We start from the raw sequence: 22555 nt of genomic DNA, 5'->3' as shown, positions 1-22555 counted from the left end.
GTGACGCAGGCAACTCAACCCTGCGCGGCGGGCTCCACCAGCTCCACGAGCACGCCACCGGCGTCCTTGGGGTGCACGAAGTTGACCCGACTGCCCGACGTGCCGCGGCGGGGGGCGTCGTAGAGCAGTCGCATCCCGCGCTCGCGCAACGTGGCGCTGACCGCCTCCACGTCGGTGACCCGGAAGGCCAGCTGCTGCAGCCCCGGGCCGGAGCGGCCGATGAACTTGGCGATCGTCGACTCCGGCGTCAGTGGCGCGAGCAGCTGCACCCGCGTCTCGCCCGACCCCACGGTGAGCATCGCCTCGCGGACGCCCTGCTCCTCGTTGGTCTCCTCGTGCACCGAGGAGATGCCGAAGGTCGCCGCGTAGAAGGCGATCGCCTCGTCCAGGTCCGGGACGGCGATGCCGACGTGGTCGATGGTGGTGAACAGGTCGCCGGTCAGGCCGGGGTGCGCGTCGTCGGTCACCTCCCGCATCCTGCCGCCGCCCGCGCGCGACGGGGAGCCCCGGCCGGCGGTGACCGGATGGTGACGTCGGTCACCGCCCGGGCTCCCGGGTTCGGCCCGCGCCCTATCCTGACGGCAGCCCGTGGTGCCCCGAGAGGCCTGCGCGCTGCCCTGCCGAGACGGTCGCCAACGGCGGTGACCGGGAGCCACTGGAGCCTCGATGAGCAAGCCCGCACCCACCCGTTCCGTCATCGTCGGCGGCGCCCGGACGCCGATGGGCCGCCTGCTCGGCTCGCTGAAGGACTTCTCCGCGGCCGACCTCGGCGGCATCGCGATCAAGGCGGCCCTCGAGCGCGCCGGGATCACCGGCGACCAGGTCGACTACGTGATCATGGGCCACGTCATCCAGGCCGGCGCCGGGCAGAACCCCGCCCGCCCGGCCGCCGTCGCCGGCGGCATCCCGATGTCGGTGCCCTCGTTCACCCTGAACAAGGTCTGCCTCTCCGGCCTGGACGCCATCGCGCTGGCCGACCAGCTCATCCGCGCGGGCGAGTTCGACGTCGTCGTCGCCGGCGGCATGGAGTCGATGACCCAGGCCCCGCACCTGCTGAAGGGCTCACGCACCGGCACCAAGTTCGGCGACGCGACGCTGGTCGACGCCATGGCCCACGACGGCCTCACCGACACCTTCGACCAGGTCGCGATGGGCAAGCTGACCGAGGAGTCGAACAGCCGCTACGGGCTGACCCGCGAGGAGCAGGACGCCTACGCCGCGGAGAGTCACCAGCGGGCAGCGCGGGCGGCCAAGGACGGCATCTTCGACACCGAGATCACCCCGGTGCTCATCCCGCAGCGCAAGGGCGACCCGATTGAGTTCCGCGAGGACGAGGGCATCCGCCCCGACACCACCGCGGAGAGCCTGGCCAGGCTCAAGCCCGCCTTCGCGACGGACGGCACGATCACCGCGGCGTCGGCCTCGCAGATCTCCGACGGCGCCTGCGCGGTCGTGGTGATGTCCGCGGCGAAGGCCGAGGAGCTGGGGCTGACCGTGCTCGCCGAGATCGGTGCGCACGGCGTCGTCGCCGGCCCGGACGCCACCCTGCAGACCCAGCCGTCCCGCGCGGTCCAGAAGGCGTGCGAGCGGGAGGGGATCGACCCGAAGGACCTGGACCTGGTCGAGCTCAACGAGGCCTTCGCCGCCGTGGCCATCGTCTCCACCCGTGAGCTGGGCATCGACCCGGCGAAGGTCAACCCCAACGGCGGGGCCATCGCGCTGGGCCACCCGGTCGGGATGAGCGGCGCCCGGATCGTGCTGGACCTGGTGCTCGAGCTGGGCCGCCGCGGCGGCGGCGTGGGTGCCGCGGCGCTGTGCGGTGGCGGTGGGCAGGGCGACGCGCTGCTCCTGCACGTGCCCGCCCGGCCGCTGTCCGCCCAGGCGTGACGTCCGCGGTCCCGTCGTCGCCCCCCGGACGACGGGGCCGGCGGACGGCCGACGTCCCCGCGCTGGTCGCGGGCGCCCGCGCGGGGGAGGCCCGCGCGGTCGCCCGGCTGATCTCGCTGGTCGAGGACGCCAGCCCGCTGCTGCGCGACGTCGCCGCCGCGCTGGCCCCGCACACCGGGCGGGCCCGGGTGCTGGGCCTGACCGGCCCGCCCGGGGTCGGGAAGTCCACGACCACCACCGCGCTGGTGCGCGCGTTCCGGCAGGCCGGGCAGCGGGTCGGCGTGCTCGCGGTCGACCCCTCGTCGCCGTTCTCCGGTGGTGCGCTGCTCGGTGACCGGGTGCGGATGCAGGACCACGCCGGGGACGGCGGCGTCTACATCCGCTCGATGGCCTCCCGCGGCCACCTGGGTGGGCTGGCCTGGGCCACCCCGCAGGCGCTGCGGGTGCTCGACGCGGCCGGCTGCGACGTCGTCCTGGTCGAGACGGTCGGGGTGGGGCAGTCCGAGCTGGAGGTCGCCTCGCTGGCCGACACCACGCTGGTGCTGCTCGCCCCGGGCATGGGCGACGGCATCCAGGCCGCCAAGGCCGGCATCCTCGAGGTCGCCGACGTGTTCGTGGTCAACAAGGCCGACCGGGACGGCGCCGACCAGACCGTGCGCGACCTGCGGGCGATGCTCTCCCTGGGCGGCCGGCACACCGACGCCGGCGCCTGGCGGCCACCGATCGTGAAGACCGTCGCCTCCCGCGACACCGACAACGGGGTCGACGACGTCGTCGCCCGGATCGCCGAGCACGGTGAGTGGCTGGCCTCTTCCGGAGAGGGGCGCCGCCGCCGGGTCGAGCGGGCCGCCCGGGAGGTCGAGGCGATCGCGCTGGCCGGGCTCCGGGAGAGGATGGGCGACATCGGCGGATCGGCCGCGCTGCCGGCGCTGGCGGAGCGGGTGGTGGCAGGGGAGACCGACCCGTACCGGGCCGCGGACCAGCTGATCGCGCAGCTCTAGGACCCGGCGGGCAGGATGGCGGCGTGAACGGGACCCCGGATGCCGTCGTCGTCGGAGCCGGCCCGAACGGTCTGGCCGCCGCCCTGCGCCTGGCCGCGGCCGGCCTGTCCGTGCGGGTGGTGGAGGCGGCGTCCCGCGTCGGCGGCGGCATGCGCACCGAGGAGCTCACGCTCCCGGGGTACCGGCACGACGTCTGCTCGACGGTGCACCCGATGGGAGCGGCGTCGCCGTTCTTCCGTGAGTTCGACCTGGCCACCCGCGGCGTGCGGTTGCTGCACCCGGAGGTCGCCTACGCGCACCCCTTCGACGGCGGCCGGGCAGCGCTGGCGCTGCCCTCGCTGACCGAGACCGCCGACCGGCTGGGCCCCGACGGCGCCGGGTACCGGCGGCTGTTCGGTCCGCTGCTGAAGCGGTCGGACGAGATCATCGACTACTTCTTCCGCTCCGCGTTCCGCCGGCTCCCCACCCGGGCGGTGCCCAGCGTGGCCGCGTTCGGGCTGCAGGCGCTGCCGAGCGTCGGCTGGTTGACCCGCCGCTACTTCGAGTCCGACGAGGCCCGGGCGCTGCTGGCCGGTGCCGCCGCGCACGGGATGCTGGAGCTGACCCGGCCCGTGACCGCGGGGCTCGGGCTGATCCTCGGCATGGCCGTGCACGACCGGGGCTGGCCGCTGATCGAGGGTGGTTCGCAGGCGCTGGCCGACGCCATGGTCACCGCGCTGGAGCAGCAGGGGGGCGAGGTGGTCACCGACCACCTGGTCACCGACCTGCGCGAGTTCGACGGGGTCCCCGCCGTCCTGCTGGACACCACGCCGGGGGCCTTCGTGGCGATGGCCGGCAACGCGGTGCCGGCCGGCTACCGGCGGTGGGTGCAGCGGTACCGGCACGGAGCGGGGATCTTCAAGATCGACTGGGCGCTGTCCGAGCCGGTCCCGTGGACCAACCCGGACGTCCGCCGGGCCGGCACGGTGCACGTGGCCGGGTCGTTCGCCGAGACGGTCGAGGGTGAGGCGGCCGCCGGCGCCGGGCGGGTGCCCGACAAGCCCTACGTGCTCGCCGTCCAGCCCACCGTCGTCGACCCGACGCGCGCGCCGGCGGGCGGGCACGTGTTCTGGGCCTACGTGCACGTGCCGCACGGCTCCACGGTCGACATGACTGAGGTGGTCGAACGGCAGATCGAGCGCTTCGCCCCGGGCTTCCGGGACACGATCATCGCCCGGCACACGATGAACTCCGCCGAGGTGGAGGCGCACGACCTCAACAACGTCGGCGGCAACATCGCCAACGGTGACCCCTCGCTGTGGCAGATGCTGGCCCGGCCCGTGCCCCGGTGGAACACCTACCGGACCCCGGTGACCGGCCGGTACCTCGCCTCGGCCGCGACGCCGCCCGGTCCCGCGGTGCACGGCATGTGCGGCGACAACGCCGCCCGGGTGGCGCTGCGCGACGTGTTCGGCATCCGGCAGGCGCCGGCGCTGCGCCCCGCGCCACCGGTCTGAGCCGCTCACCGAGTGCCGAGTCGTCGACGTGCCGCCCCGGCCGGAGGGGTCGACACGTCGACACCCAGCGAGCGAACTCGGCGCTGATCCGGGCGATCAGCTGATCGGGCCGCTCTCGTCGTCCCCAGGCCCGGGCTGGACGGCGTCGAGTGTCGAGTTGTCGACATGTCACCGCACCGACGGCGTCGACAGCTCCGCACCCGGCGGCAGGCGCGGGCCCGCGCGGCGGGAGAACTAGCCTCTGGGGCCATGGTGCGACCGCTGGGCCTGCCGTTCGACCCGATCGAGCGCGCCGCGCAGAGCTGGGAGCAGCGCTTCGGCCCGGCCGCCTCGATGCGGGCGGCGACCAGCGTGTTCCGGGTGCAGCAGATCCTGCTGGCCCGCTTCGACGAGGCGCTGAAACCGCACCGGCTCACCTTCGCCCGGTACGAGGTGCTGGTGCTGCTCACCTTCTCCCGCACCGGCCAGCTGCCGCTGAAGGTGATCGGCAGCCGGCTGATGGTGCACCCGACCAGCGTCACCAACGCGATCGAGCGGCTGGTGGCGGCCGGCTACGTCGAGCGGCGGCCCAACCCGGCCGACGGCCGCGGGGTGCTCGCCGCGATCACCGACGCCGGCCGGGACGTCGTCCCGGCGGCGACGCAGGCGCTGACCGGCCAGGACTTCGGGCTGGCCGACCTGCCCGAGGCGGAGCTGGACGTGCTGTTCGACGTGCTGAAGAAGGTCCGGCTGGGGGCGGGGGACGTCGCCGGCGACTGACCCGCGTGGGGTGGCCGCAAACTAGTTGGACGTCCTAGCATCTGGGCATGACGGAGCAGCCGGGCAACGAGGCCCGCAGCCGGTGGCAGCAGCGCTACGACGCGGCGCTGGCCGCCGGGCGGGTGCGGGACGCGGACTTCACCACCCTGTCCGGGCTGGAGGTCGACCCCGCCTACGGGCCGGCCGACGAATCCGCGGTGCCCGGCTTCGAGCGGATCGGCTGGCCGGGGGAGTTCCCGTTCACCCGCGGGCTGCACGCCACCGGCTACCGCGGCCGGGCCTGGACCATCCGCCAGTTCGCCGGCTTCGGCAATGCCCGGCAGACCAACGAGCGGTTCCGGTCGCTGCTGGCCGAGGGCGGGGGAGGCCTGTCGGTCGCCTTCGACATGCCGACGCTGATGGGTCGGGACTCCGACGACGGCCGGGCGCTCGGCGAGGTCGGGCACTGCGGGGTGGCGATCGACTCCGCCGCTGACATGGACGTGCTCTTCGACGGCATCCCGCTGGAGCAGACGACGACGTCGATGACGATCAGCGGCCCCGCCGTCCCGGTGTTCTGCATGTACCTGGTGGCCGCCGAGCGGCAGGGTGCGGACACCTCGAAGCTCAACGGCACCCTGCAGACCGACATCTTCAAGGAGTACATCGCGCAGAAGGAGTGGCTGTTCGCCCCCGAGCCGCACCTGCGGCTGATCGGCGACCTGATGGAGCACTGTGCCGCCGAGATCCCGGCCTACAAACCGATCTCGGTCTCCGGCTACCACATCCGCGAGGCCGGCTCGACCGCCGCGCAGGAGCTCGCCTACACGCTGGCCGACGGCTTCGCCTACGTCGAGCTGGGTCTGTCCCGGGGCCTGGACGTCGACGTGTTCGCCCCGGGCCTGAGCTTCTTCTTCGACGCGCACATCGACTTCTTCGAGGAGATCGCCAAGTTCCGCGCCGCCCGCCGGATCTGGGCCCGCTGGCTGCGCGACGTCTACGGGGCGCACACCGAGAAGGCCCAGCAGCTGCGCTTCCACACCCAGACCGCCGGGGTGTCGCTGACCGCCCAGCAGCCGGACAACAACGTCGTCCGGACGGCGGTGGAGGCGCTGGCCGCGGTGCTCGGCGGCACCAACTCGCTGCACACCAACGCCCTGGACGAGGTGCTCGCCCTGCCCAGTGCCAAGGCCGCGCAGATCGCGCTGCGCACCCAGCAGGTGATCGCCGAGGAGACCGGGGTGCTCAACGTGGCCGACCCGCTCGGTGGCTCCTGGTACGTGGAGGCGCTGACCGACGAGCTGGAACGACAGGCGGAAGAGGTCTTCACCCGGATCCGGGAGATGGGCAGCGACGGCACGATGACCGCCGGCATCCTGCGCGGCATCGAGGACGGCTGGTTCACCGGCGAGATCGCCGAGGCGGCGTTCACCTACCAGCGGGCGCTGGAGAAGGGGGAGAAGAAGGTCGTCGGGGTGAACACGCTGACCGGGTCGGTGGCCGGGGACGACCAGCTGGAGATCCTCCGGGTGAGCCACCAGGTGGAGACCGACCAGCGCGCCGAGCTGTCCGCCCGCCGCCAGGCCCGGGACGACGAGGCCGCCCGGGCCGCGGTGGCCCGGATGGTCGAGGTCTCCCGTACCGACGCCAACATGGTGCCGGCCATGCTGGACGCCGCCCGGGCCGAGGCGACGCTGGGCGAGATCTGTGACGCGCTGCGCGCCGAGTGGGGCACCTACACCGAGCCCGCCAGGTTCTGAGTCACCCCGGTGGCGCTACCGTGCGCCACCGCGGCCGGGCGCCGGCGCGCGTGACGGTCCGAGGAGGACAGGCCTCCCGGACGCCTTCGGGAACGGAGTCCGTCGTGCCGGCTGGACCACGGGTGCGGCGGGGGATCGGGCTCCTCGTGCTGGGCATCGGCCTGCACGTCCTGTACCTCGTCCTGCGCACAGCCGAGATCGGGAAGATCGGAGCTCCTGCCGACATCGGGGGTGGGCTCATCCCGCTGGCCGGCTACGCCTTCGCCGTCATCGGCGTGGGCCTGCTGATCCAGGGGTGGCGGGACGACCGTTCGGGCGAGTGAGGCCCAGGCCGGGCGCCCGACGGCTCCTGCGACGAGCCGGTCCACGCGACGGTCGGGCGGTGGCGCCCCGCCGACGGCGTTCGCCGGTGGCGGAGCGGCACGGGGGCCGCGACACGCCGGACGGGGCGGTGGGATGATCGGGGCATGCAGCCGAACCGCCCCGCCGCCCCGCGCGATCCCCGCGCCGCCGCCCAGCAGGCGCAGATGGCCGCCTCCCTGGCCGGTGCGGTCGACCTGGCCGCCGTCCAGGCGCGCAACGAGGCGGCCGCCCGTGCCGCCGCCGCCCCGCCGCCGAGTGCCGCGGCGCCGGCCGGCGCACCGGGCAGCGCCGTCGTCGACGTCACCGAGGCGACGTTCCAGTCCGAGGTGCTCGACCGGTCCTTCCAGGTCCCCGTCGTGCTGGACCTGTGGGCCGAGTGGTGCGGCCCGTGCAAGCAGCTCTCCCCGGTGCTGGAGCGGCTGGCCGCCGAGGGCGCGGGCTCGTGGGTACTGGCCAAGGTCGACGTCGACGCCAACCCGGCGCTGGCCCAGGGGCTGCGCGTGCAGGGCATCCCGGCGGTCAAGGCCGTCTGGCAGGGGCAGCTGGTCGCCGAGTTCACCGGCGCCATCCCCGAGGAGCAGGCCCGGCAGTTCGTCACCGAGCTGGTCGCCGCCACCAGCGGCGGGGCCGTGCCGGGCGCCGCGGAGGGCGAGGAGCCCGCCGAGGTGGAGGACCCGCGCCTCGACCAGGCCGAGGCGGCGCTGGACGCCGGTGACCTGGCCGGTGCCGAGGCGGCCTACCGGGCGATCCTGGACGCCGAGCCCGACCACCCGGTCGCCGGGCTTGCATTGCGCCAGGTCACGCTCTTCCGCCGCGCGGAGGAGGCCGGCCCCGACGCGGTCGCGGCCGCCGACGCCGCCCCCGACGACGTCGCCGCACAGACCCGGGCCGCGGACCTCCTGCTGGGCACCGGCGACGTGGACGGCGCCTTCGCCCGGCTGCTGGACGTCGTTCGGCGCACCACCGGGGAGGACCGCGACCTGGCGCGCACCCACCTGGTCGAGCTGTTCGGCATCGTCGGCGACGAGGACCCGCGGGTCGGCCCCGCCCGCCGCGCCCTCATGACCGCCCTCTTCTGACGGCCCCGACCGGAGCCTCGCTCCGGGCGGGCGAGGGGCGGGGGCCGACCACCGCTCGCACGCTGCTCGGCCCCCGCACAGGGGGCCGGGCACCGTGCGGAGGCCTCACCAGGCGTGCAAGGGGGACGAGGTGCCTCCGTCAGGAGCCGAGGTCGCAGGCGTCCAGGCCCTCGAGCACCCCGCCGCGGAAGACGTCGACCAGCTGGAAGCCGGTGAGCTCCGCATCCGGCAGCACGGTGGGGTCGGTGGCGTACTCCAGCAGGAACGACACGCTCTCGTCGGCGTCGCCGGGGGAGATGCTCAGCACCGTGCTCTCCCCGCTCAGCACCGAGGCGGTGAACGCGCCGGCCGAGCAGACGGCGGTGCGCAGCGCGTCCTGCCCCTCGGCCGGTTCGCCCAGCTGGTCGAGGGCGGCGAGTGAGTAGGGGATCGCCAGCGCGGTCAGCACCGCGTAGTCCCCGCCCTGCTCGGCGGTGTAGAGCGGCTCGGCCAGGTCGACCCGGTCGTACCGCACGGTCTCGTCGTCGGGGCAGTACAGCAGGTCGACGTCGGCGTCGGCCCCGTCGCAGTCGGTGCGGCGGGTGAACGGCTCGATGGCCGGTGGGCTGAAGTCGGCACCGCGGTCGGCGAACGCCGCCTCCCAGAACTCGGCGAGCCCCTCGGGCGCGAACGTCTCCACCGTCGTCTCGAAGGGGGCGTCGCCGCCGGTCGCGAGGTCCTGGTCGGTCTGGAACTCGCCCTGGGTGTACTGCCGCTCGGCGCCGAAGTCGTCGCGGCAGGCCGTCGGGCCGTCGTCGAAGCCCTCCTGGAAGGCCGACACCCGGTCGAAGTAGGAGCCGTGCGCCGCGCTCTCGTCCAGGCCGGTGCCCACCGGGTCGCGGAGCAGCAGGTAGCCGCGCAGCACGTCGTCCAGCTCGGCGGGCCGGATCGAGCTGTGCGGGGCGCTGCCCTCGGCGACCCACGCCGTCCAGGCGCCGGCGAAGCAGTCGGCCTGGGTCTCGATCGCGATGGACGCCTGGAACGGGTACCCGACCCGGCCCTGGACGGCGTGCCCGAACTCGTGCGCCATGACCAGCGCGGGGATGAACCGGCCGTACCCGCCGGCGAGCTCCTCGAGGAAGGCCCGGTCGTACTGGATGGCATCGCCGTTGGGGTACTCACCGCCCGGGCCGCAGTAGAAGGCGTTGTCCTCGACCGCATCCGGTGGCTCGCCGCAGCCGATCTGGCCGCCGGGGTACGCCGCGGGGTCGACGGCACCCGGGTCGACCGAGTAGTAGCCGCCGGTCAGCGGGGTGAGGTCCTGGCCGAACGTGGGCGGGAACTCCTCGGACCAGTAGAGGTTGAGGTCGCTGAGCGCGTTGCGGGCGATCCGGTCGATCTCACCGTCGGTCGCCCCGATGATCGGGAACTCCTCGGGGGTGGCGTCCCCGGCTGCCCCGGACAGCGGCGTCCCGGTGCCCTCGATCAGCGTCACCGAGCAGCCGGTGAGCGCGGTGCAGGCCAGCAGGGCACCCAGCACGACCCCGGTGCGCACCCGGCGGGGCGAGGAGGACATGGGCTCCCGATCGATCGGTGCTGCCGGAGCCGGCAGTCAGGTGGTCGTCGTGCTGCAGCGGCCGTACCCGGACACGCGCCGGTGGCTCAGCTGCGGTCGGGGACCGGCTCGCTGTCCGGGGCGGCGACCTCACCGGCGGCCTCGGCCACGCCCGACGCCTCGGCGGCGGCGATCTGGGCGGGGTCGGCCGGCGAGCCGTCGTCGGGCAGCTCGGGCTCGGGGCCCTCGTGCACGAACCAGACGGTGCCCAGCGGGGGCACGGTCAGCGTCGCCGACCAGGGCTGCCCGTGCCACGCCTCGGCCACGGCGTCGACGCCGCCCAGGTTGCCGACCCCGGAGCCGCCGTAGCCCTCCGAGTCGGTGTTGATCAGCTCACGCCAGCGACCGCCGCGCGGCAGCCCGACCCGGTAGTCGTGGTGCGGCGACCCGGAGAAGTTGGCGACGCAGGCGAGCACCTGGCCGTCCTTGCCGTAGCGCAGGAAGGTCAGGGTGTTGCCACCGGCGTCGTTGGCGTCGATCCACTGGAAGCCGGCCGGGTCGACGTCCTGCGACCACAGCGCCTCGGTGTGCTTGTAGACGGTGTTGAGGTCGCGGACCAGGTCGAGCACGCCACGGTGCGCCGGGTCGTCGAGGTGCCACCAGTCCAGCGAGCGGCTCTCCGCCCACTCCGACAGCTGGCCGAACTCCGAGCCCATGAACAGCAGCTGCTTGCCCGGGTGGGCCCACATGTAGCCGAGGTAGGCGCGCAGGTTGGCCAGCTGCTGCCACCGGTCACCCGGCATCTTCCGGATCAGCGAGCCCTTGCCGTAGACGACCTCGTCGTGGCTGATCGGCAGGGTGTAGTTCTCCGAGAACGCGTAGACCAGGGAGAACGTGAGCTGGCCGTGGTGGTAGCTGCGGTACACCGGCGCGTTGGCCATGTAGCCCAGCGAGTCGTGCATCCAGCCCATGTTCCACTTGAAGCCGAAGCCCAGGCCGCCCAGGTGGGTCGGGCGGGTGACGCCCGGCCAGGCGGTCGACTCCTCGGCGATCGTGACCACGCCCGGCACCTCGCGGTACACCGTCGCGTTCATCTCCTGCAGGAACGCCACCGCGTCCAGGTTCTCCCGGCCGCCGTACTGGTTCGGCGTCCACTCACCGTCGTTGCGCGAGTAGTCCAGGTAGAGCATCGAGGCGACCGCGTCGACCCGGATGCCGTCGACGTGGAACTCCTTGGCCCAGAACAGCGCGTTGGCGACCAGGAAGTTGCGCACCTCGGGCCGGCCGAAGTCGAAGACGTAGGTGCCCCAGTCCGGCTGCTCGCCGCGGCGCGGGTCGGCGTGCTCGTAGAGGGGGGTGCCGTCGAAGCGGGCCAGCGCCCACTCGTCCTTGGGGAAGTGCGCGGGCACCCAGTCGACGATGACGCCGATGCCGGCCTGGTGCGCGGCGTCGATCAGGTAGCGCAGGTCGTCCGGGCTGCCGAACCGTGAGGTCGGCGCGTAGTAGGAGGTGACCTGGTAGCCCCACGAGCCGCCGAAGGGGTGCTCGGCCAGCGGCATGAACTCCAGGTGGGTGAACCCGGCGTCCTTGACGTAGGCGACCAGCTCGTCGGCCATCTCGCGGTAGGACAGTCCCTGCCGCCACGAGGCGGCGTGCACCTCGTAGACGCTCATCGGCCGCTCGTGCCACTTGCCCTCGGCGCGGCTGGCGAGCCACTCGCCGTCGCCCCACTCGTGGGCGGTGGCGGTGACCACCGAGGCATTGGCCGGCGGCACCTCGGTGGCGAAGGCCATCGGGTCGCTCTTCACCCGCCACTGACCGTCCGCGCCGAGCACGTGGTAGCGGTAGCGGGTGCCCACCTGGGCGCCGGGGACGAAGATCTCCCAGACGCCGGAGGAGCCCAGCGACCGCATCGGGTAGGCGCGGGCCTCCCAGTAGTCGAAGTCGCCGGTGACCTTCACGCCGCGCGCGTTGGGTGCCCAGACGGCGAACGACACGCCCTCGACGACCCCGCCGGGGGTCTCGTAGCTGCGCACGTGCGCGCCCAGGACGGTCCACAGCTCCTCGTGCCGACCCTCGCGGAGCAGGTGCTGGTCCAGCTGGCCGAGGGTGGGCAGCCAGCGGTAGGGGTCGTCGACGGTGAAGGTGTCGGTGCCGCCCTGCCCGTTCGGGTAGACGACCTCGATCCGGTAGTCACCGGGCTGCTGGGGGAGCTGCGCCTCGAAGACCCCGCCGCGGAACACCTGGCGGGCCTCGTAGCGGGTGCCGTCCTGGTCGACCACGGCGACGGCCACGGCGTCCGGGCGCAGGGTGCGCACGGCCCAGCCGTCGGTGACCCGGTGGGCGCCGAGCACGCCGTGCGGGTCGAAGGACCAGCCGTCGACGATCGCGGCCAGCTGCTCCTGGCTCACCTCGCGCCCGGCGGGGACGGCGTCGGCCGGCACCGAGGTGCTGACCGGGGCCTCGCCCTCGGGGAGAGCCTCGACCAGCTGCGCGGCGGCGGGCTCGGGGGCCTCGTCCGGCGCCGGCGGGAGGTCGGTGACCTCGCTGGTGGTCAGGTCGGCGGTGGTCAGGTCCGCGCCACCGCCGTCGACGGGGGGCTCGGCGGGGGTGGGCCCGTCGGCGCCCGCCGTCGCCGGTGAGTCCGTCCCGGACTCCGCCGGCACCGTGTCGGGGGCGAGCTCGTCGCCGGGCTCGGACGCCGTCTCGGCCGGCGAGCTGCCGCCGGTGCCGGCGTCCTCACCGGACTCCGGCGCCTGCGGGGTGCTCGGCTCGGCCGGGTCGGGGCTCGGCGCTTCCGGCTGCGGCGCGGAGGGCGCCGACGGGTTGCCCGGCTCGGCGATCGGTGCGGGGGCGATGACCGGGGCGGCGGTGACCTTCTTCGCCGCGGTCTTGCGGGTCCGCTTCGCCGGTGCAGCCGGGGCCTCGGCACCGGACTCGGCCGTGTCGGACCCGGCGGCGGCCGGGGCGGCCTTCTTGGCGGTGGCCTTGCGGGTGCGCTTGGCCGGTGCGGCAGGCGCGTCGTCGCCGACCGGCACGGTGTCCGCGGTCGTCGCGGCCTGCTCGGCGGCGGACGTGGTCGGCGCGGCGGCCTTGCGGGTGCGCTTGGCCGGCGCCGCAGGGGTGTCCCCGCCGTCGGCCGGGGCGGCCTTCTTGGCCGGCGCCTTCTTGGCGGCGGCCTTGCGGGTGGCCTTCTTGGCCGGGGCCGGCTCGCCGTCCGCCGCGGCCTGCAGGGCCGCGGTCTTCTCCTCGACCCGGCGCGTGAGCTCGGCCTTGTCGGCGGGCTGCTCGGGGGTGTCGCGCCCGGGAGGCTGCGTGTCGTCGATCGTCATGGGGTCCTCACGTCTTCTGGGTCGTCCGGGCGGTCAGGCCCCTCTGCAGGGGCCCGCCGCGAGCTTGCGAGTGGTGGGGGGCAGAGGGGTCCTCCATCAGTCGCCGGAGGTCAACCGGGACAGCGAGCTGAGCGGGATCATCAACCAGTGCGGGCGGTTGCGCGCCTCGTAGACGCACTCGTACACCGCCTTGTCGGCCTCGAAAGCACGCAGCAGCGCCGAGTCGTCGGAAAGGGGGACACCGCCACCGGCGGAGTAGCCGGCGCAGAAGGCCGCGCGGTTGCGCTCGGCCCACTCCTGCGCGCGGTAGGCCCGCTGCGGGTCATCCGGCTGCTCGACGAGCATGTGCCGGGCGGCGTAGTCGAAGGAGCGGAGCATCCCGGCGACGTCACGCAGCGGGGTGTCCAGCTCGCGGCGGGAGGCCAGTGGCCGCGCCGGCTCACCCTCGAAGTCCAGCACGATCCAGCCGGTCGTCGTCCGGAGGACCTGGCCCAGGTGCAGGTCGCCGTGCACCCGCTGGCGGACCACCGGCTCGTCGGTCCCGGCCACGGCCGCGTACAGCGCGCGCAGGGCGTCCCCGTGCTCGGCCAGGTCGGGGACGACGGCCAGCGCCGCCTCCAGCCGGGCGGTCATCTGCTCGGCGACGGTGGCGTACCAGGCGCGGTCGGCGGGCTCGGAGGGCAGCACCCGGGCGAGGTCGGCGTGCACGGAGGCGGTGGCCTCACCCAGCCGCTCGCTCTCCCCGGCGAAGTCCCCGCCCACCTCGTCGGCGTGCAGGTCGGCCTCGGCGTAGAGGTCGCGCACGCTGGAGGTGGCCAGCCGCCAGCCGTCGCTGGCGTTGGGCACGAAGGTCTGCAGCATCGCGACCGTCGCCGGCTCCAGGCCGTTGGGGTCGTCGACCTCGATGTACCCGAGCAGGGGAGCGATGTGCTCGTTGTCGGCCTGGCGGAGCGCGTCGTGGATCTCCACGTCCGGGTTCAGCCCCGGCTCCAGTCGGCGGAACAGCTTGAGGATCGCGCTCTCGCCGTAGACCAGCGAGGTGTTGCTCTGCTCGGTGGAGATGACGTCGCCGGGCACGCCCTCGGGGATGTAGGACACCCCGGCCGGGTGGAAGCGCATCGGGCCGACGGTCGAGGCGGCCACCAGGTGGGTCAGCCACGGGACGGTGGCGTCCCGGTCGCGCATCGCGTCGTAGGCGTAGTTCTCACCCTGCGAGCCGGGCACCGCGCCGACGAACGCTCCTGCCAGCTCCTCGGCGGGGGCGTTCCGCCAGGACAGCGGGACCAGGTAGGTCTCCGCCGCGCCGTCGGTGTAGGTGACCCGGACCCGGTGCACCGACAGCGCCGGGTCGGACTGGTCGAGGAAGAACCCCTCCTCGGCCACCCCGGCCCACTCCCGGCCCTTGCCGCCGAACCAGCGCTGCCCGGGCATCCAGTCCGCGAGCATGTCGGTCAGAGCGCTCATCAGGCTTCTCCGTGGGTCGTGGTGGTGGGGGCCTCGGCACCGAGGCCACCGCTTCCGGCCGGGGCGTCGGTCGCGCCGACGACACCGGCGTCGAGCAGGGACTGCGCCACGCTGCTGCTCACGGTGGTCTCCCAGCTCTCCTCCTCCTCGGCCGCGGGTGCGGCGGGCTTGGAGAGCTCGAACCAGTAGAAGCCGTGGCCACCGAGGGTGAGCATGTAGGGCAGCACGCCGATCTGCGGGAACTGCACGCGCCCGGTCAGCTCGACCGGGGTGTAGCCCTCGAAGCGGCGCAGGTCGAGCTCCACCGGCTGCGGGAAGCGCGACAGGTTGTTCACGCACAGCACGATGTCGTCGCCGAACTCGCGCACGAACGACAGCACCGTGGGGTTGCGGGAGCCGATCTCGGTGAAGCTGCCGACGCCGAACGTCGGGTGCTGCTTGCGGACGGAGATCATCGTGCGGGTCCAGTGCAGCAGCGAGTTCGAGTTCCGCAGCTGCGCCTCCACGTTGGTCACCTGGAACCCGTAGACCGGGTCGGCGATCAGCGGCAGGTGCATGCGCTGCGGGTCGGCGGTGGAGAAGCCGCCGTTGCGGTCCGGCGTCCACTGCATCGGGGTGCGGACGCCGTCCCGGTCACCGAGCCAGATGTTGTCGCCCATGCCGATCTCGTCGCCGTAGTACATGACCGGCGAGCCGGGCAGCGACAGCAGCAGGGCGGTGAACAGCTCGAGGGTGTCCAGGTCGTTGTCCAGCAGCGGGGCCAGCCGCCGGCGGATGCCGATGTTGGCCTTCATCCGGGGGTCCTTGGCGTACTCCCCCCACATGTAGTCCCGCTCCTCGTCGGTGACCATCTCCAGGGTCAGCTCGTCGTGGTTGCGGAGGAAGACGCCCCACTGGCAGTTCTCCGGGATGGCCGGCGTCTGCGCCATGATCTCCGAGATCGGGAAGCGCTGTTCCCGGCGCACGGCCATGAACAGGCGCGGCATGACCGGGAAGTGGAAGGCCATCTGGCACTCGTCGCCGTCCTCGCCGAAGTACTCGACGACGTCGGCCGGCCACTGGTTCGCCTCGCAGAGCAGCACCCGGTCGGGGTACTCGGCGTCGACGACCTTGCGCACCTCCTTGAGGAACGCGTGGGTCTTCGGGAGGTTCTCGCAGTTGGTCCCCTCCTCCTCGAACAGGTAGGGGACGGCGTCGAGCCGGAAGCCGTCGATGCCCAGGTCCAGCCAGAAGCGCAGGGCGTCCAGGATCGCCTCCTGCACCTTCGGGTTCTCGAAGTTCAGGTCGGGCTGGTGGCTGAAGAACCGGTGCCAGAAGTACTGCTTGCGGACCGGGTCGAACGTCCAGTTCGAGCTCTCGGTGTCCACGAAGATGATCCGGGCGTCGGCGTAGCCGGTGTCGTCGTCGGCCCACACGTAGAAGTCGCCGTAGGGGCCATCGGGGTCGCTGCGGCTGGCCTGGAACCAGGGGTGCTGGTCCGAGGTGTGGTTCATGACGAAGTCGATGATCATCCGCATGCCACGGGAGTGGGCGGCCTCGATCAGCTCCTTGAAGTCCTCGATGTCGCCGAACTCCGGCAGCACCGCGGTGTAGTCGCTGACGTCGTAGCCGCCGTCGCGCAGCGGGGAGGCGAAGAAGGGCGGCAGCCACAGGCAGTCGACGCCGAGCCACTGCAGGTAGTCGAGCTTGCCGAGCATGCCGCGCAGGTCACCGACGCCGTCGGCGTTGCTGTCGGCGAAGCCGCGGACGAGCACCTCGTAGAAGACGGCGCGCTTGAACCACTCGGGGTCGCTGCCGGCCGGGGGCAGTCCTGGCTCGGTCGACTGCTCGCCCGCGCCGGGGGTCGACTGTGCGGGGACGGGGAGGGTCATGAACTCGGTCCTCGTTCGTTGCTGGGGAGGTGGATCTGGGCGACGAGGGCGCCGGCCGGCGGCTCGGCCGGCGCCACGACGGCAGGTGAGGACGGGTCAGGAGGCTATTGCGGCTGGATGGTGGTGGGCAGGCTGCGGTGCACGGTGAAGACGTGGGCCGGCTCGCGGTACGGGTCGAGTTCGACGTAGTTGGCCTGCCCCCAGTCGTAGCGGGCGCCGGTGATCTCGTCGGTGACGGCGAACCGGTCCGACCAGTCGAGCCCGAGGGTGGGCATGTCCAGGGCCGTGGTGCCGATCTGGGTGTAGCTGCTGTTCAGCGACACCACCACCAGCACCGCGTCGTCCGAGCCCGGGTCGGTCTTGGAGAAGCAGATGATGTTCTCGTTGTCGACCGCGTGGAAGCGCAGCGTGCGCAGCTGCTGCAGCGCCGGGTGTGCCCGGCGGATCTCGTTGAGCCGGCGCAGGTACGGCGCCAGGGTGCGGCCCGAGGCCTCGGCGGCGGCCCAGTCCCGCGGGCGCAGCTGGAACTTCTCGGTGTCCAGGTACTCCTCGCTGCCCGGCCGCAGGCCGACGTGCTCGAAGAGCTCGTACCCGGAGTAGACGCCCCAGGTCGGGCTCATCATCGAGGCCAGCGCGGCGCGGATCTTGAACATCGGCGGGCCGCCGACCTGCAGCGTCTCGTGCAGGATGTCCGGGGTGTTCACGAAGAAGTTCGGCCGCATGTAGTGCGCGTTGGCGGCCAGCTCCCGGCCGTACTCCTCCAGCTCCCAGCGCTCGGTGCGCCAGGTGAAGTAGGTGTAGCTCTGGGTGAAGCCGACCCGGGCGAGCTGGTGCATCATCGCCGGCCGGGTGAAGGCCTCGGCCAGGAAGAGCACGTCCGGGTCGGTCTTCTTGACCTCCCAGATCAGCCAGTGCCAGAAGTTCAGCGGCTTGGTGTGCGGGTTGTCGACCCGGAACACCCGGACGCCGGCGTCCATCCAGTGCCGCACGACCCGCAGCACCTCGGCGTAGATGCCGTCGGGGTCGTTGTCGAAGTTGATCGGGTAGATGTCCTGGTACTTCTTCGGCGGGTTCTCCGCGTAGGCGATCGTGCCGTCGGGCTTGGTGGTGAACCACTCGGGGTGCGAGGTCACCCAGGGGTGGTCCGGGGCGGCCTGCAGCGCGAGGTCCAGTGCGACCTCCATGCCCAGCTCGCGGGTGCGGGCGACGAAGGCCTTGAAGTCGTCCAGGGTGCCCAGCTCCGGGTGGACGGCGTCGTGCCCGCCCTCGTCGCTGCCGATCGCCCACGGTGAGCCGACGTCGCCCGGCTCGGTCACCAGGGTGTTGTTCCTGCCCTTGCGGTTGACCTTCCCGATCGGGTGGATCGGCGGCAGGTAGACGACGTCGAACGCCATCTCGGCGATCGCCGGGAGCCGCTCGGCGGCCTGGGCGAAGGTGCCGTGGGTCGGGGTGCCGCCCACGACGGGGCCCTCCGAGCGGGGGAAGAACTCGTACCAGGAGCCGTAGAGCGCGCGCGGACGGTCGACCCACAGCTCGATCCGCTGGGAGGAGGTGACCAGCCGGCGCACCGGGTGGTCGTGCAGCACGCGCTGCAGCGCGGGGGAGAGCGCCGGGGAGATCCGGGCGGTGAGTTCCAGCGACCCGTCGCGCAGCGCGGCGGCCGCGCCGAGCAGGGCGTCGCGGTGCTCGGCGGGGGCGTGGGCGGCCACCTCCTCGAGCAGCTGGGCGCCGCACTCCAGGTCGTTGGCCAGCTCGTCGGGTCCCTGGCCGGCCTCGACCTTCACCTCGACGTCGTGGTGCCAGGTGCTCAGCGGGTCGTCCCACGCCTCGACGTGGTAGGTCCACAGGCCCTCGCGGTCGGGGACCACGGTGGCGACCCACCGGTCGGGCTCGGGCCCGAACTTCGCCATCCGCACCCGCGGGGACGCCGCGGCGTCCCCGTCCGGGGCAGTGAGGACGACGTCGGCGGCGACGGCGTCATGGCCCTCGCGGAAGACGGTGGCGGTGATCGGCAGGTGCTCACCGACCACGGCACGGGTCGAGAACGACCCGCAGGACACGACGGGGGCGACATCGGAGATGCCGAGGCGGAGGTCAGCGCGGCCAGTCATCGCCGCCACGCTATCTAGATCGAAGCCAGTGGGCACCTCGGCGGCCTGCGCTGTCAGCCGGGAGGGGGAGACGGGAGGACGGCGCTGACACCACCGGCGCCGGCAGATGTGACCCAGGTCGCTCCCGAGCCGGTGGCGGACGTCTCCGGCGGCTAGGGTCGGCCGGGTGCGAGCCCTCCGCAGACTGACCGTCCGCGCCTCTCTCCCCGAGGCGCTCCTGCCGCTGTCCCAGCTGGTCACGAACCTGCGCTGGTCGTGGCACCCGGAGACCCGGGACCTGTTCGAGGCGCTGGACCCCGAGCTGTGGGGCAGCTGCGGCGGCGACCCGGTCCGGGTGCTCGGCGAGGTGTCCGCCGAGCGGCTGGCGGCGCTGGCCGACGACCGCGAGTTCCTCGGCCGGTTGCAGACCGTCGCCGACGACCTGCGCGACTACCTGCAGGCGCCGCACTGGTACCAGTCCATCGGCCCCGAGGCCCCCGCCTCGATCGCCTACTTCTCCGCGGAGTTCGGCATCACCGAGGTGCTCCCGCAGTACTCCGGCGGGCTGGGCATCCTCGCCGGTGACCACCTCAAGGCCGCCTCCGACCTCGGCGTCCCGCTGATCGGGGTGGGGCTGCTCTACCGGTCGGGCTACTTCTCCCAGGGGCTGTCCGCCGACGGCTGGCAGCTGGAGCACTACCCGGCGCTCGACCCGCACGGCCTGCCGCTGAAGCTGCTGCGCGACGCCGACCGCAACGCGGTGCTGATCACCGTCCCGCTGCCGGAGGGGCGGGTGCTGCACGCCCACGTGTACCGGGCGCAGGTCGGCCGGGTCTCGCTGCTGCTGCTGGACAGCGACATCGAGGACAACGCCCCGGCCGAGCGCGGGGTCACCGACCGGCTCTACGGCGGCGGTGAGGACCACCGGCTCCGCCAGGAGATGCTGCTGGGCATCGGCGGCGTCCGGGCGCTGCGCGCCTTCTGCTCGCTGACCGGCACCCCGCAGCCGGAGGTGTTCCACGCCAACGAGGGCCACGCCGGCTTCCAGGGCGTCGAGCGGATCCGCGAGCTCACCGAGTCCCACGGGCTGTCCTTCGCCGAGGCGCTGCAGGCGGTGCGCGGGGGCACGGTGTTCACCACGCACACGCCGGTCCCCGCCGGCATCGACCGCTTCCCGCGGGCGTTGATCGAGCGGTACTTCGCCGGGTTCGGCGTCCCGGTCGACCAGCTGCTGCCGCTGGGCGCCGAGGAGGACCCCAGCAAGTTCAACATGGCGCACATGGGCCTGCGGCTGGGGCAGCGGGCCAACGGCGTCAGCCAGCTGCACGGGCACGTCAGCCGGGACATGTTCGGTGCGCTGTGGCCGGGCTTCGATCCCGACGACGTCCCGATCGGGTCGATCACCAACGGCGTGCACGCCCCGACCTGGACGGCGCGGGAGCTGGTGGAGCTGGGCACCCAGACCACCAGCCAGGGCGACCCGCTGGACGTCGACGGCGACGTGCACTTCGACGGGGTCGACCGGATCTCCTCCGGGGAGCTGTGGGCCACCCGGCGGCTGCTGCGCGGCCGGCTGGTGGCGGAGGTGCGGCGCCGGGTCCGGGCGACCGCGCTGTCCCGCGGCGCGGCGGAGGCCGAGCTGGGCTGGACCGAGACCGCCTTCGACCCCGACGTGCTCACCGTCGGCTTCGCCCGGCGGGTGCCCTCGTACAAGCGGCTGACGCTGATGCTCCGCGACCCGGCGCGGCTCAAGGCCCTGCTGCTGGACGACGAGCGGCCTATCCAGCTGGTCATCGCCGGCAAGAGCCACCCGGCCGACGACGGCGGCAAGCAGCTGATCCAGCAGATGGTGAAGTTCGCCGACGACCCGGAGATCCGGCACCGGATCGCCTTCCTGCCCAACTACGACATCGGCATGGCCCGCTACCTGTACTGGGGCTGCGACGTCTGGCTGAACAACCCGCTGCGGCCGCTGGAGGCCTGCGGCACCTCGGGGATGAAGTCCGCGCTCAACGGCGGCCTCAACCTCTCCATCCGCGACGGGTGGTGGGACGAGTGGTTCGACGGCCAGAACGGCTGGGCGATCCCGACCGCCGACGGCGTCGAGGACCCCGACCGGCGGGACGAGGTGGAGGCCCAGGCCATCTACGAGCTGCTGGACCGGCAGGTGCTGCCGCGCTTCTACGAGGTGGACGGCGACGGTGTGCCGACCCGCTGGGTGGAGATGGTGCGCGACACCCTCCGGGAGACCGGCCCGAAGGTGCTGGCCACCCGGATGGTGCGGGACTACGTGCAGCGGCTGTACGTGCCCGCGGCCGGGTCCGCCCGGGCGATGGCCCAGGACGGGTACGAGCCGGCCCGCGCCGAGGCGGTCTGGCGGGCACACCTGCTGGAGAACTGGCCCGGCGTCCGGGTGGCGCACGTGGAGGCCACCGGGGTGGGGGAGACCCCGGAGATCGGCGGCGGCATCGACCTGCGGGCCGAGGTCGAGCTGCCCGGGCTCGCCCCCTCCGACGTCCTGGTCGAGGCGGCCTACGGCCGGGTGGACGACGCCGACCGGCTGCACTCGGTGACCACGGTGCCGCTGCGCCACGAGCACACCGACGGGTCGCGGCACTGGTTCACCGGCACGGTGCCGCTGACCCGGACCGGCGCCTTCGGCTACACGGTGCGGGTGCTGCCGCACTCGGCCGCGCTCGTGGTGCCGGCCGAGCTGGGGCTCGTGGTCAACGCCTGAGGCAGGGACTCTGGACGTCACCGGGGCGTCGTCCCACGGGCACGCGGAGGACACGTTGGGTGGTCACCTGACCCCGGTCGGTGTCCACCGTGCTGGGACGGGTGTGACCGCTGGTACTGGTCGTGCACAACGGGCAGATGACACGGCGTGCCACGCCGCCGTGCGGTCACCGGATCCCCACCCGGTCATTAGGCTGGCCGTCATGCCCGACCGCTGTGAGGTGCTCCCCGGAGACTCTGTCGTCGCCCGACGTGGCGGTGGCCTGCTGTGGGTCGACGCCCCCGGGTCGCCGGCACTGGTAGCGGCGCTGCACGCCTGCCTGGGGGTCGCCGGTCCCGGCGCCGACCGGGTGCTGGCGGCGGTGGCCGGGCAGGTGACCCGGCTGGCCGACGGCCCGGCCTCCTTCGCCCTGGTGCTCGCCGACAGCACCGGCGGCAGCGGCACCGGTGTCGCGCTGTGGTCGGGCAAGGGCCAGCCGGCCGTGGACGGCGTCCCGGTGTCCGGCTCCGCGGTCGACGGCTGCACCCTTGCCGCCGGCTTCTCCCTCGGCCAGACCCTCTACGTCGGCCCCGGTCAGCCGGCCGCCGCCATGCCGCCGGGCGTCGCCCTCGACCTGGTCGAGGGCACCGTCCCCGGCTCCGGTGCGCTGCTGCAGCTGGCCGCCGCGGCGTCGTCCTCCGTCGTCCCGCCGGCCACCTCGCTGCCCAGCGGGGAGTCCTTCACCGCCGGCTCCGACGCCGGCTTCGGCAGCTCCGGCCGGATCCCCAGCCAGCCCACCGGTCAGGGCGGGGAGCAGACGGCGTTCTGGCGGCCCGAGCCGCCGGCCGCGCCGGTGCTGCGCTTCGACGACGGCCTGGTCGTCACCGTCGACGAGGACCTGGTGCTCGGTCGCCGTCCCGACGGGCACGACCTGGTGACCGGCGGCACCGCCCGCCCGGTCCCGATCGCCGACACCCAGAACGTGCTGTCCTCGGCCCACGCCGCGATCCAGCGGTCCGGCCGGGAGGTCTCGCTGACCGACCTCGGCTCGCTGAACGGCACCCACGTCGCCGGCCCGGAGGCCACCGAGTGGACCCAGCTCGAGCCGGGTGTGCCGCACCCCCTCGCCGACGGCGACCGGCTGCTGCTCGGCTGGACCGTCATCACCTTCGAGCAGGCCGCCGAGTAGCCGGTCCCACGCAGAGACGGCCCCGTTCCCTCCCG

At 73.5% G+C, this 22555-nt stretch carries 15 protein-coding genes; 9 read left to right on the top strand and 6 right to left on the bottom strand.

Annotated features, from left to right (window positions below):
- Positions 1-14: 14 nt before the first annotated feature.
- Complete coding sequence (gene mce / locus Q1A09_RS03500; protein WP_299952095.1) at positions 15-467, bottom strand: methylmalonyl-CoA epimerase; 453 nt, start codon at positions 465-467, stop codon at positions 15-17.
- A gap of 199 nt (positions 468-666) precedes the next feature.
- On the opposite strand from mce, the gene Q1A09_RS03495 reads away from it, so the two are divergent.
- The 7 genes from Q1A09_RS03495 to Q1A09_RS03465 all read left to right on the top strand — a co-directional run bounded on the left by Q1A09_RS03495 (position 667) and on the right by Q1A09_RS03465 (position 8324).
- On the top strand, positions 667-1887 hold the full coding sequence (locus Q1A09_RS03495) for an acetyl-CoA C-acetyltransferase (RefSeq protein ID WP_299952094.1): 1221 nt from the start codon (positions 667-669) through the stop codon (positions 1885-1887).
- The gene (gene meaB / locus Q1A09_RS03490; protein WP_299952093.1) at positions 1884-2888 is read left to right on the top strand and encodes a methylmalonyl Co-A mutase-associated GTPase MeaB; all 1005 of its coding nucleotides are present in this window, start codon (positions 1884-1886) and stop codon (positions 2886-2888) included. Before Q1A09_RS03495 ends, meaB begins: the two co-directional genes overlap by 4 nt.
- Positions 2889-2911: 23 nt before the next feature.
- The gene (locus Q1A09_RS03485) at positions 2912-4384 is read left to right on the top strand and encodes an NAD(P)/FAD-dependent oxidoreductase (RefSeq protein WP_299952092.1); all 1473 of its coding nucleotides are present in this window, start codon (positions 2912-2914) and stop codon (positions 4382-4384) included.
- Positions 4385-4633: 249 nt separating this feature from the next.
- Complete coding sequence (locus tag Q1A09_RS03480) at positions 4634-5143, top strand: MarR family winged helix-turn-helix transcriptional regulator (RefSeq protein WP_299952091.1); 510 nt, start codon at positions 4634-4636, stop codon at positions 5141-5143.
- Between the two features lie 47 nt (positions 5144-5190).
- Positions 5191-6882: a methylmalonyl-CoA mutase gene (locus tag Q1A09_RS03475; protein ID WP_299952090.1), complete on the top strand. Its 1692-nt coding sequence runs from the start codon at positions 5191-5193 to the stop codon at positions 6880-6882.
- A 104-nt stretch (positions 6883-6986) separates the two neighbouring features.
- Positions 6987-7205, top strand: coding sequence for a hypothetical protein (locus Q1A09_RS03470; protein WP_299952089.1), 219 nt, complete (start codon positions 6987-6989; stop codon positions 7203-7205).
- 144 nt (positions 7206-7349) lie between these two features.
- Positions 7350-8324, top strand: a complete 975-nt coding sequence (locus tag Q1A09_RS03465) for a tetratricopeptide repeat protein (RefSeq protein WP_299952088.1) — start codon at positions 7350-7352, stop codon at positions 8322-8324.
- Between the two features lie 139 nt (positions 8325-8463).
- On the opposite strand, the gene Q1A09_RS03460 is transcribed toward Q1A09_RS03465, so the two are convergent.
- From Q1A09_RS03460 to Q1A09_RS03440, 5 genes are all read right to left on the bottom strand, one after another.
- On the bottom strand, positions 8464-9879 hold the full coding sequence (locus tag Q1A09_RS03460) for a neutral zinc metallopeptidase (RefSeq protein ID WP_299952087.1): 1416 nt from the start codon (positions 9877-9879) through the stop codon (positions 8464-8466).
- Between the two features lie 86 nt (positions 9880-9965).
- Positions 9966-13190 carry a 1,4-alpha-glucan branching protein GlgB gene (gene glgB / locus Q1A09_RS03455; RefSeq protein ID WP_299952086.1) on the bottom strand — a complete coding sequence of 1075 codons (3225 nt, stop codon included), beginning with the start codon at positions 13188-13190 and terminating at the stop codon, positions 9966-9968.
- 96 nt (positions 13191-13286) lie between these two features.
- Positions 13287-14654: a maltokinase N-terminal cap-like domain-containing protein gene (locus tag Q1A09_RS03450; protein ID WP_299952085.1), complete on the bottom strand. Its 1368-nt coding sequence runs from the start codon at positions 14652-14654 to the stop codon at positions 13287-13289.
- A complete protein-coding gene (treS, locus tag Q1A09_RS03445) occupies positions 14654-16525 on the bottom strand; it encodes a maltose alpha-D-glucosyltransferase (RefSeq protein WP_299952084.1) in 1872 nt (623 codons plus the stop codon). Before treS ends, Q1A09_RS03450 begins: the two co-directional genes overlap by 1 nt.
- Positions 16526-16629: 104 nt before the next feature.
- Positions 16630-18636 carry an alpha-1,4-glucan--maltose-1-phosphate maltosyltransferase gene (locus Q1A09_RS03440; RefSeq protein ID WP_299952083.1) on the bottom strand — a complete coding sequence of 669 codons (2007 nt, stop codon included), beginning with the start codon at positions 18634-18636 and terminating at the stop codon, positions 16630-16632.
- A gap of 166 nt (positions 18637-18802) precedes the next feature.
- On the opposite strand from Q1A09_RS03440, the gene glgP reads away from it, so the two are divergent.
- Entirely contained in the window at positions 18803-21352 is a 2550-nt protein-coding gene (glgP, locus tag Q1A09_RS03435; protein WP_299952082.1) for an alpha-glucan family phosphorylase, read from the top strand.
- Positions 21353-21554: 202 nt separating this feature from the next.
- A complete protein-coding gene (locus Q1A09_RS03430) occupies positions 21555-22520 on the top strand; it encodes an FHA domain-containing protein (RefSeq protein WP_299952081.1) in 966 nt (321 codons plus the stop codon).
- Positions 22521-22555: the final 35 nt, after the last annotated feature.

The organism is uncultured Modestobacter sp. (genome assembly GCF_947486615.1).
Taxonomy (GTDB): domain Bacteria; phylum Actinomycetota; class Actinomycetes; order Mycobacteriales; family Geodermatophilaceae; genus Modestobacter.
The sequence above is the reverse complement of the archived record's forward strand: the minus strand, read 5'-3'. Positions and strand labels throughout refer to the sequence as shown.

Coding starts and splice junctions, on each gene's coding strand:
- Q1A09_RS03495 (WP_299952094.1), top strand. CDS start 667: ATGAGCAAGCCCGCACCCACCCGTTCCGTCATCGTCGGCGGCGCCCGG.
- Q1A09_RS03480 (WP_299952091.1), top strand. CDS start 4,634: ATGGTGCGACCGCTGGGCCTGCCGTTCGACCCGATCGAGCGCGCCGCG.
- Q1A09_RS03475 (WP_299952090.1), top strand. CDS start 5,191: ATGACGGAGCAGCCGGGCAACGAGGCCCGCAGCCGGTGGCAGCAGCGC.
- Q1A09_RS03465 (WP_299952088.1), top strand. CDS start 7,350: ATGCAGCCGAACCGCCCCGCCGCCCCGCGCGATCCCCGCGCCGCCGCC.
- Q1A09_RS03460 (WP_299952087.1), bottom strand. CDS start 9,879: ATGTCCTCCTCGCCCCGCCGGGTGCGCACCGGGGTCGTGCTGGGTGCC.
- glgB (WP_299952086.1), bottom strand. CDS start 13,190: ATGACGATCGACGACACGCAGCCTCCCGGGCGCGACACCCCCGAGCAG.
- Q1A09_RS03450 (WP_299952085.1), bottom strand. CDS start 14,654: ATGAGCGCTCTGACCGACATGCTCGCGGACTGGATGCCCGGGCAGCGC.
- treS (WP_299952084.1), bottom strand. CDS start 16,525: ATGACCCTCCCCGTCCCCGCACAGTCGACCCCCGGCGCGGGCGAGCAG.
- Q1A09_RS03440 (WP_299952083.1), bottom strand. CDS start 18,636: ATGACTGGCCGCGCTGACCTCCGCCTCGGCATCTCCGATGTCGCCCCC.
- Q1A09_RS03430 (WP_299952081.1), top strand. CDS start 21,555: ATGCCCGACCGCTGTGAGGTGCTCCCCGGAGACTCTGTCGTCGCCCGA.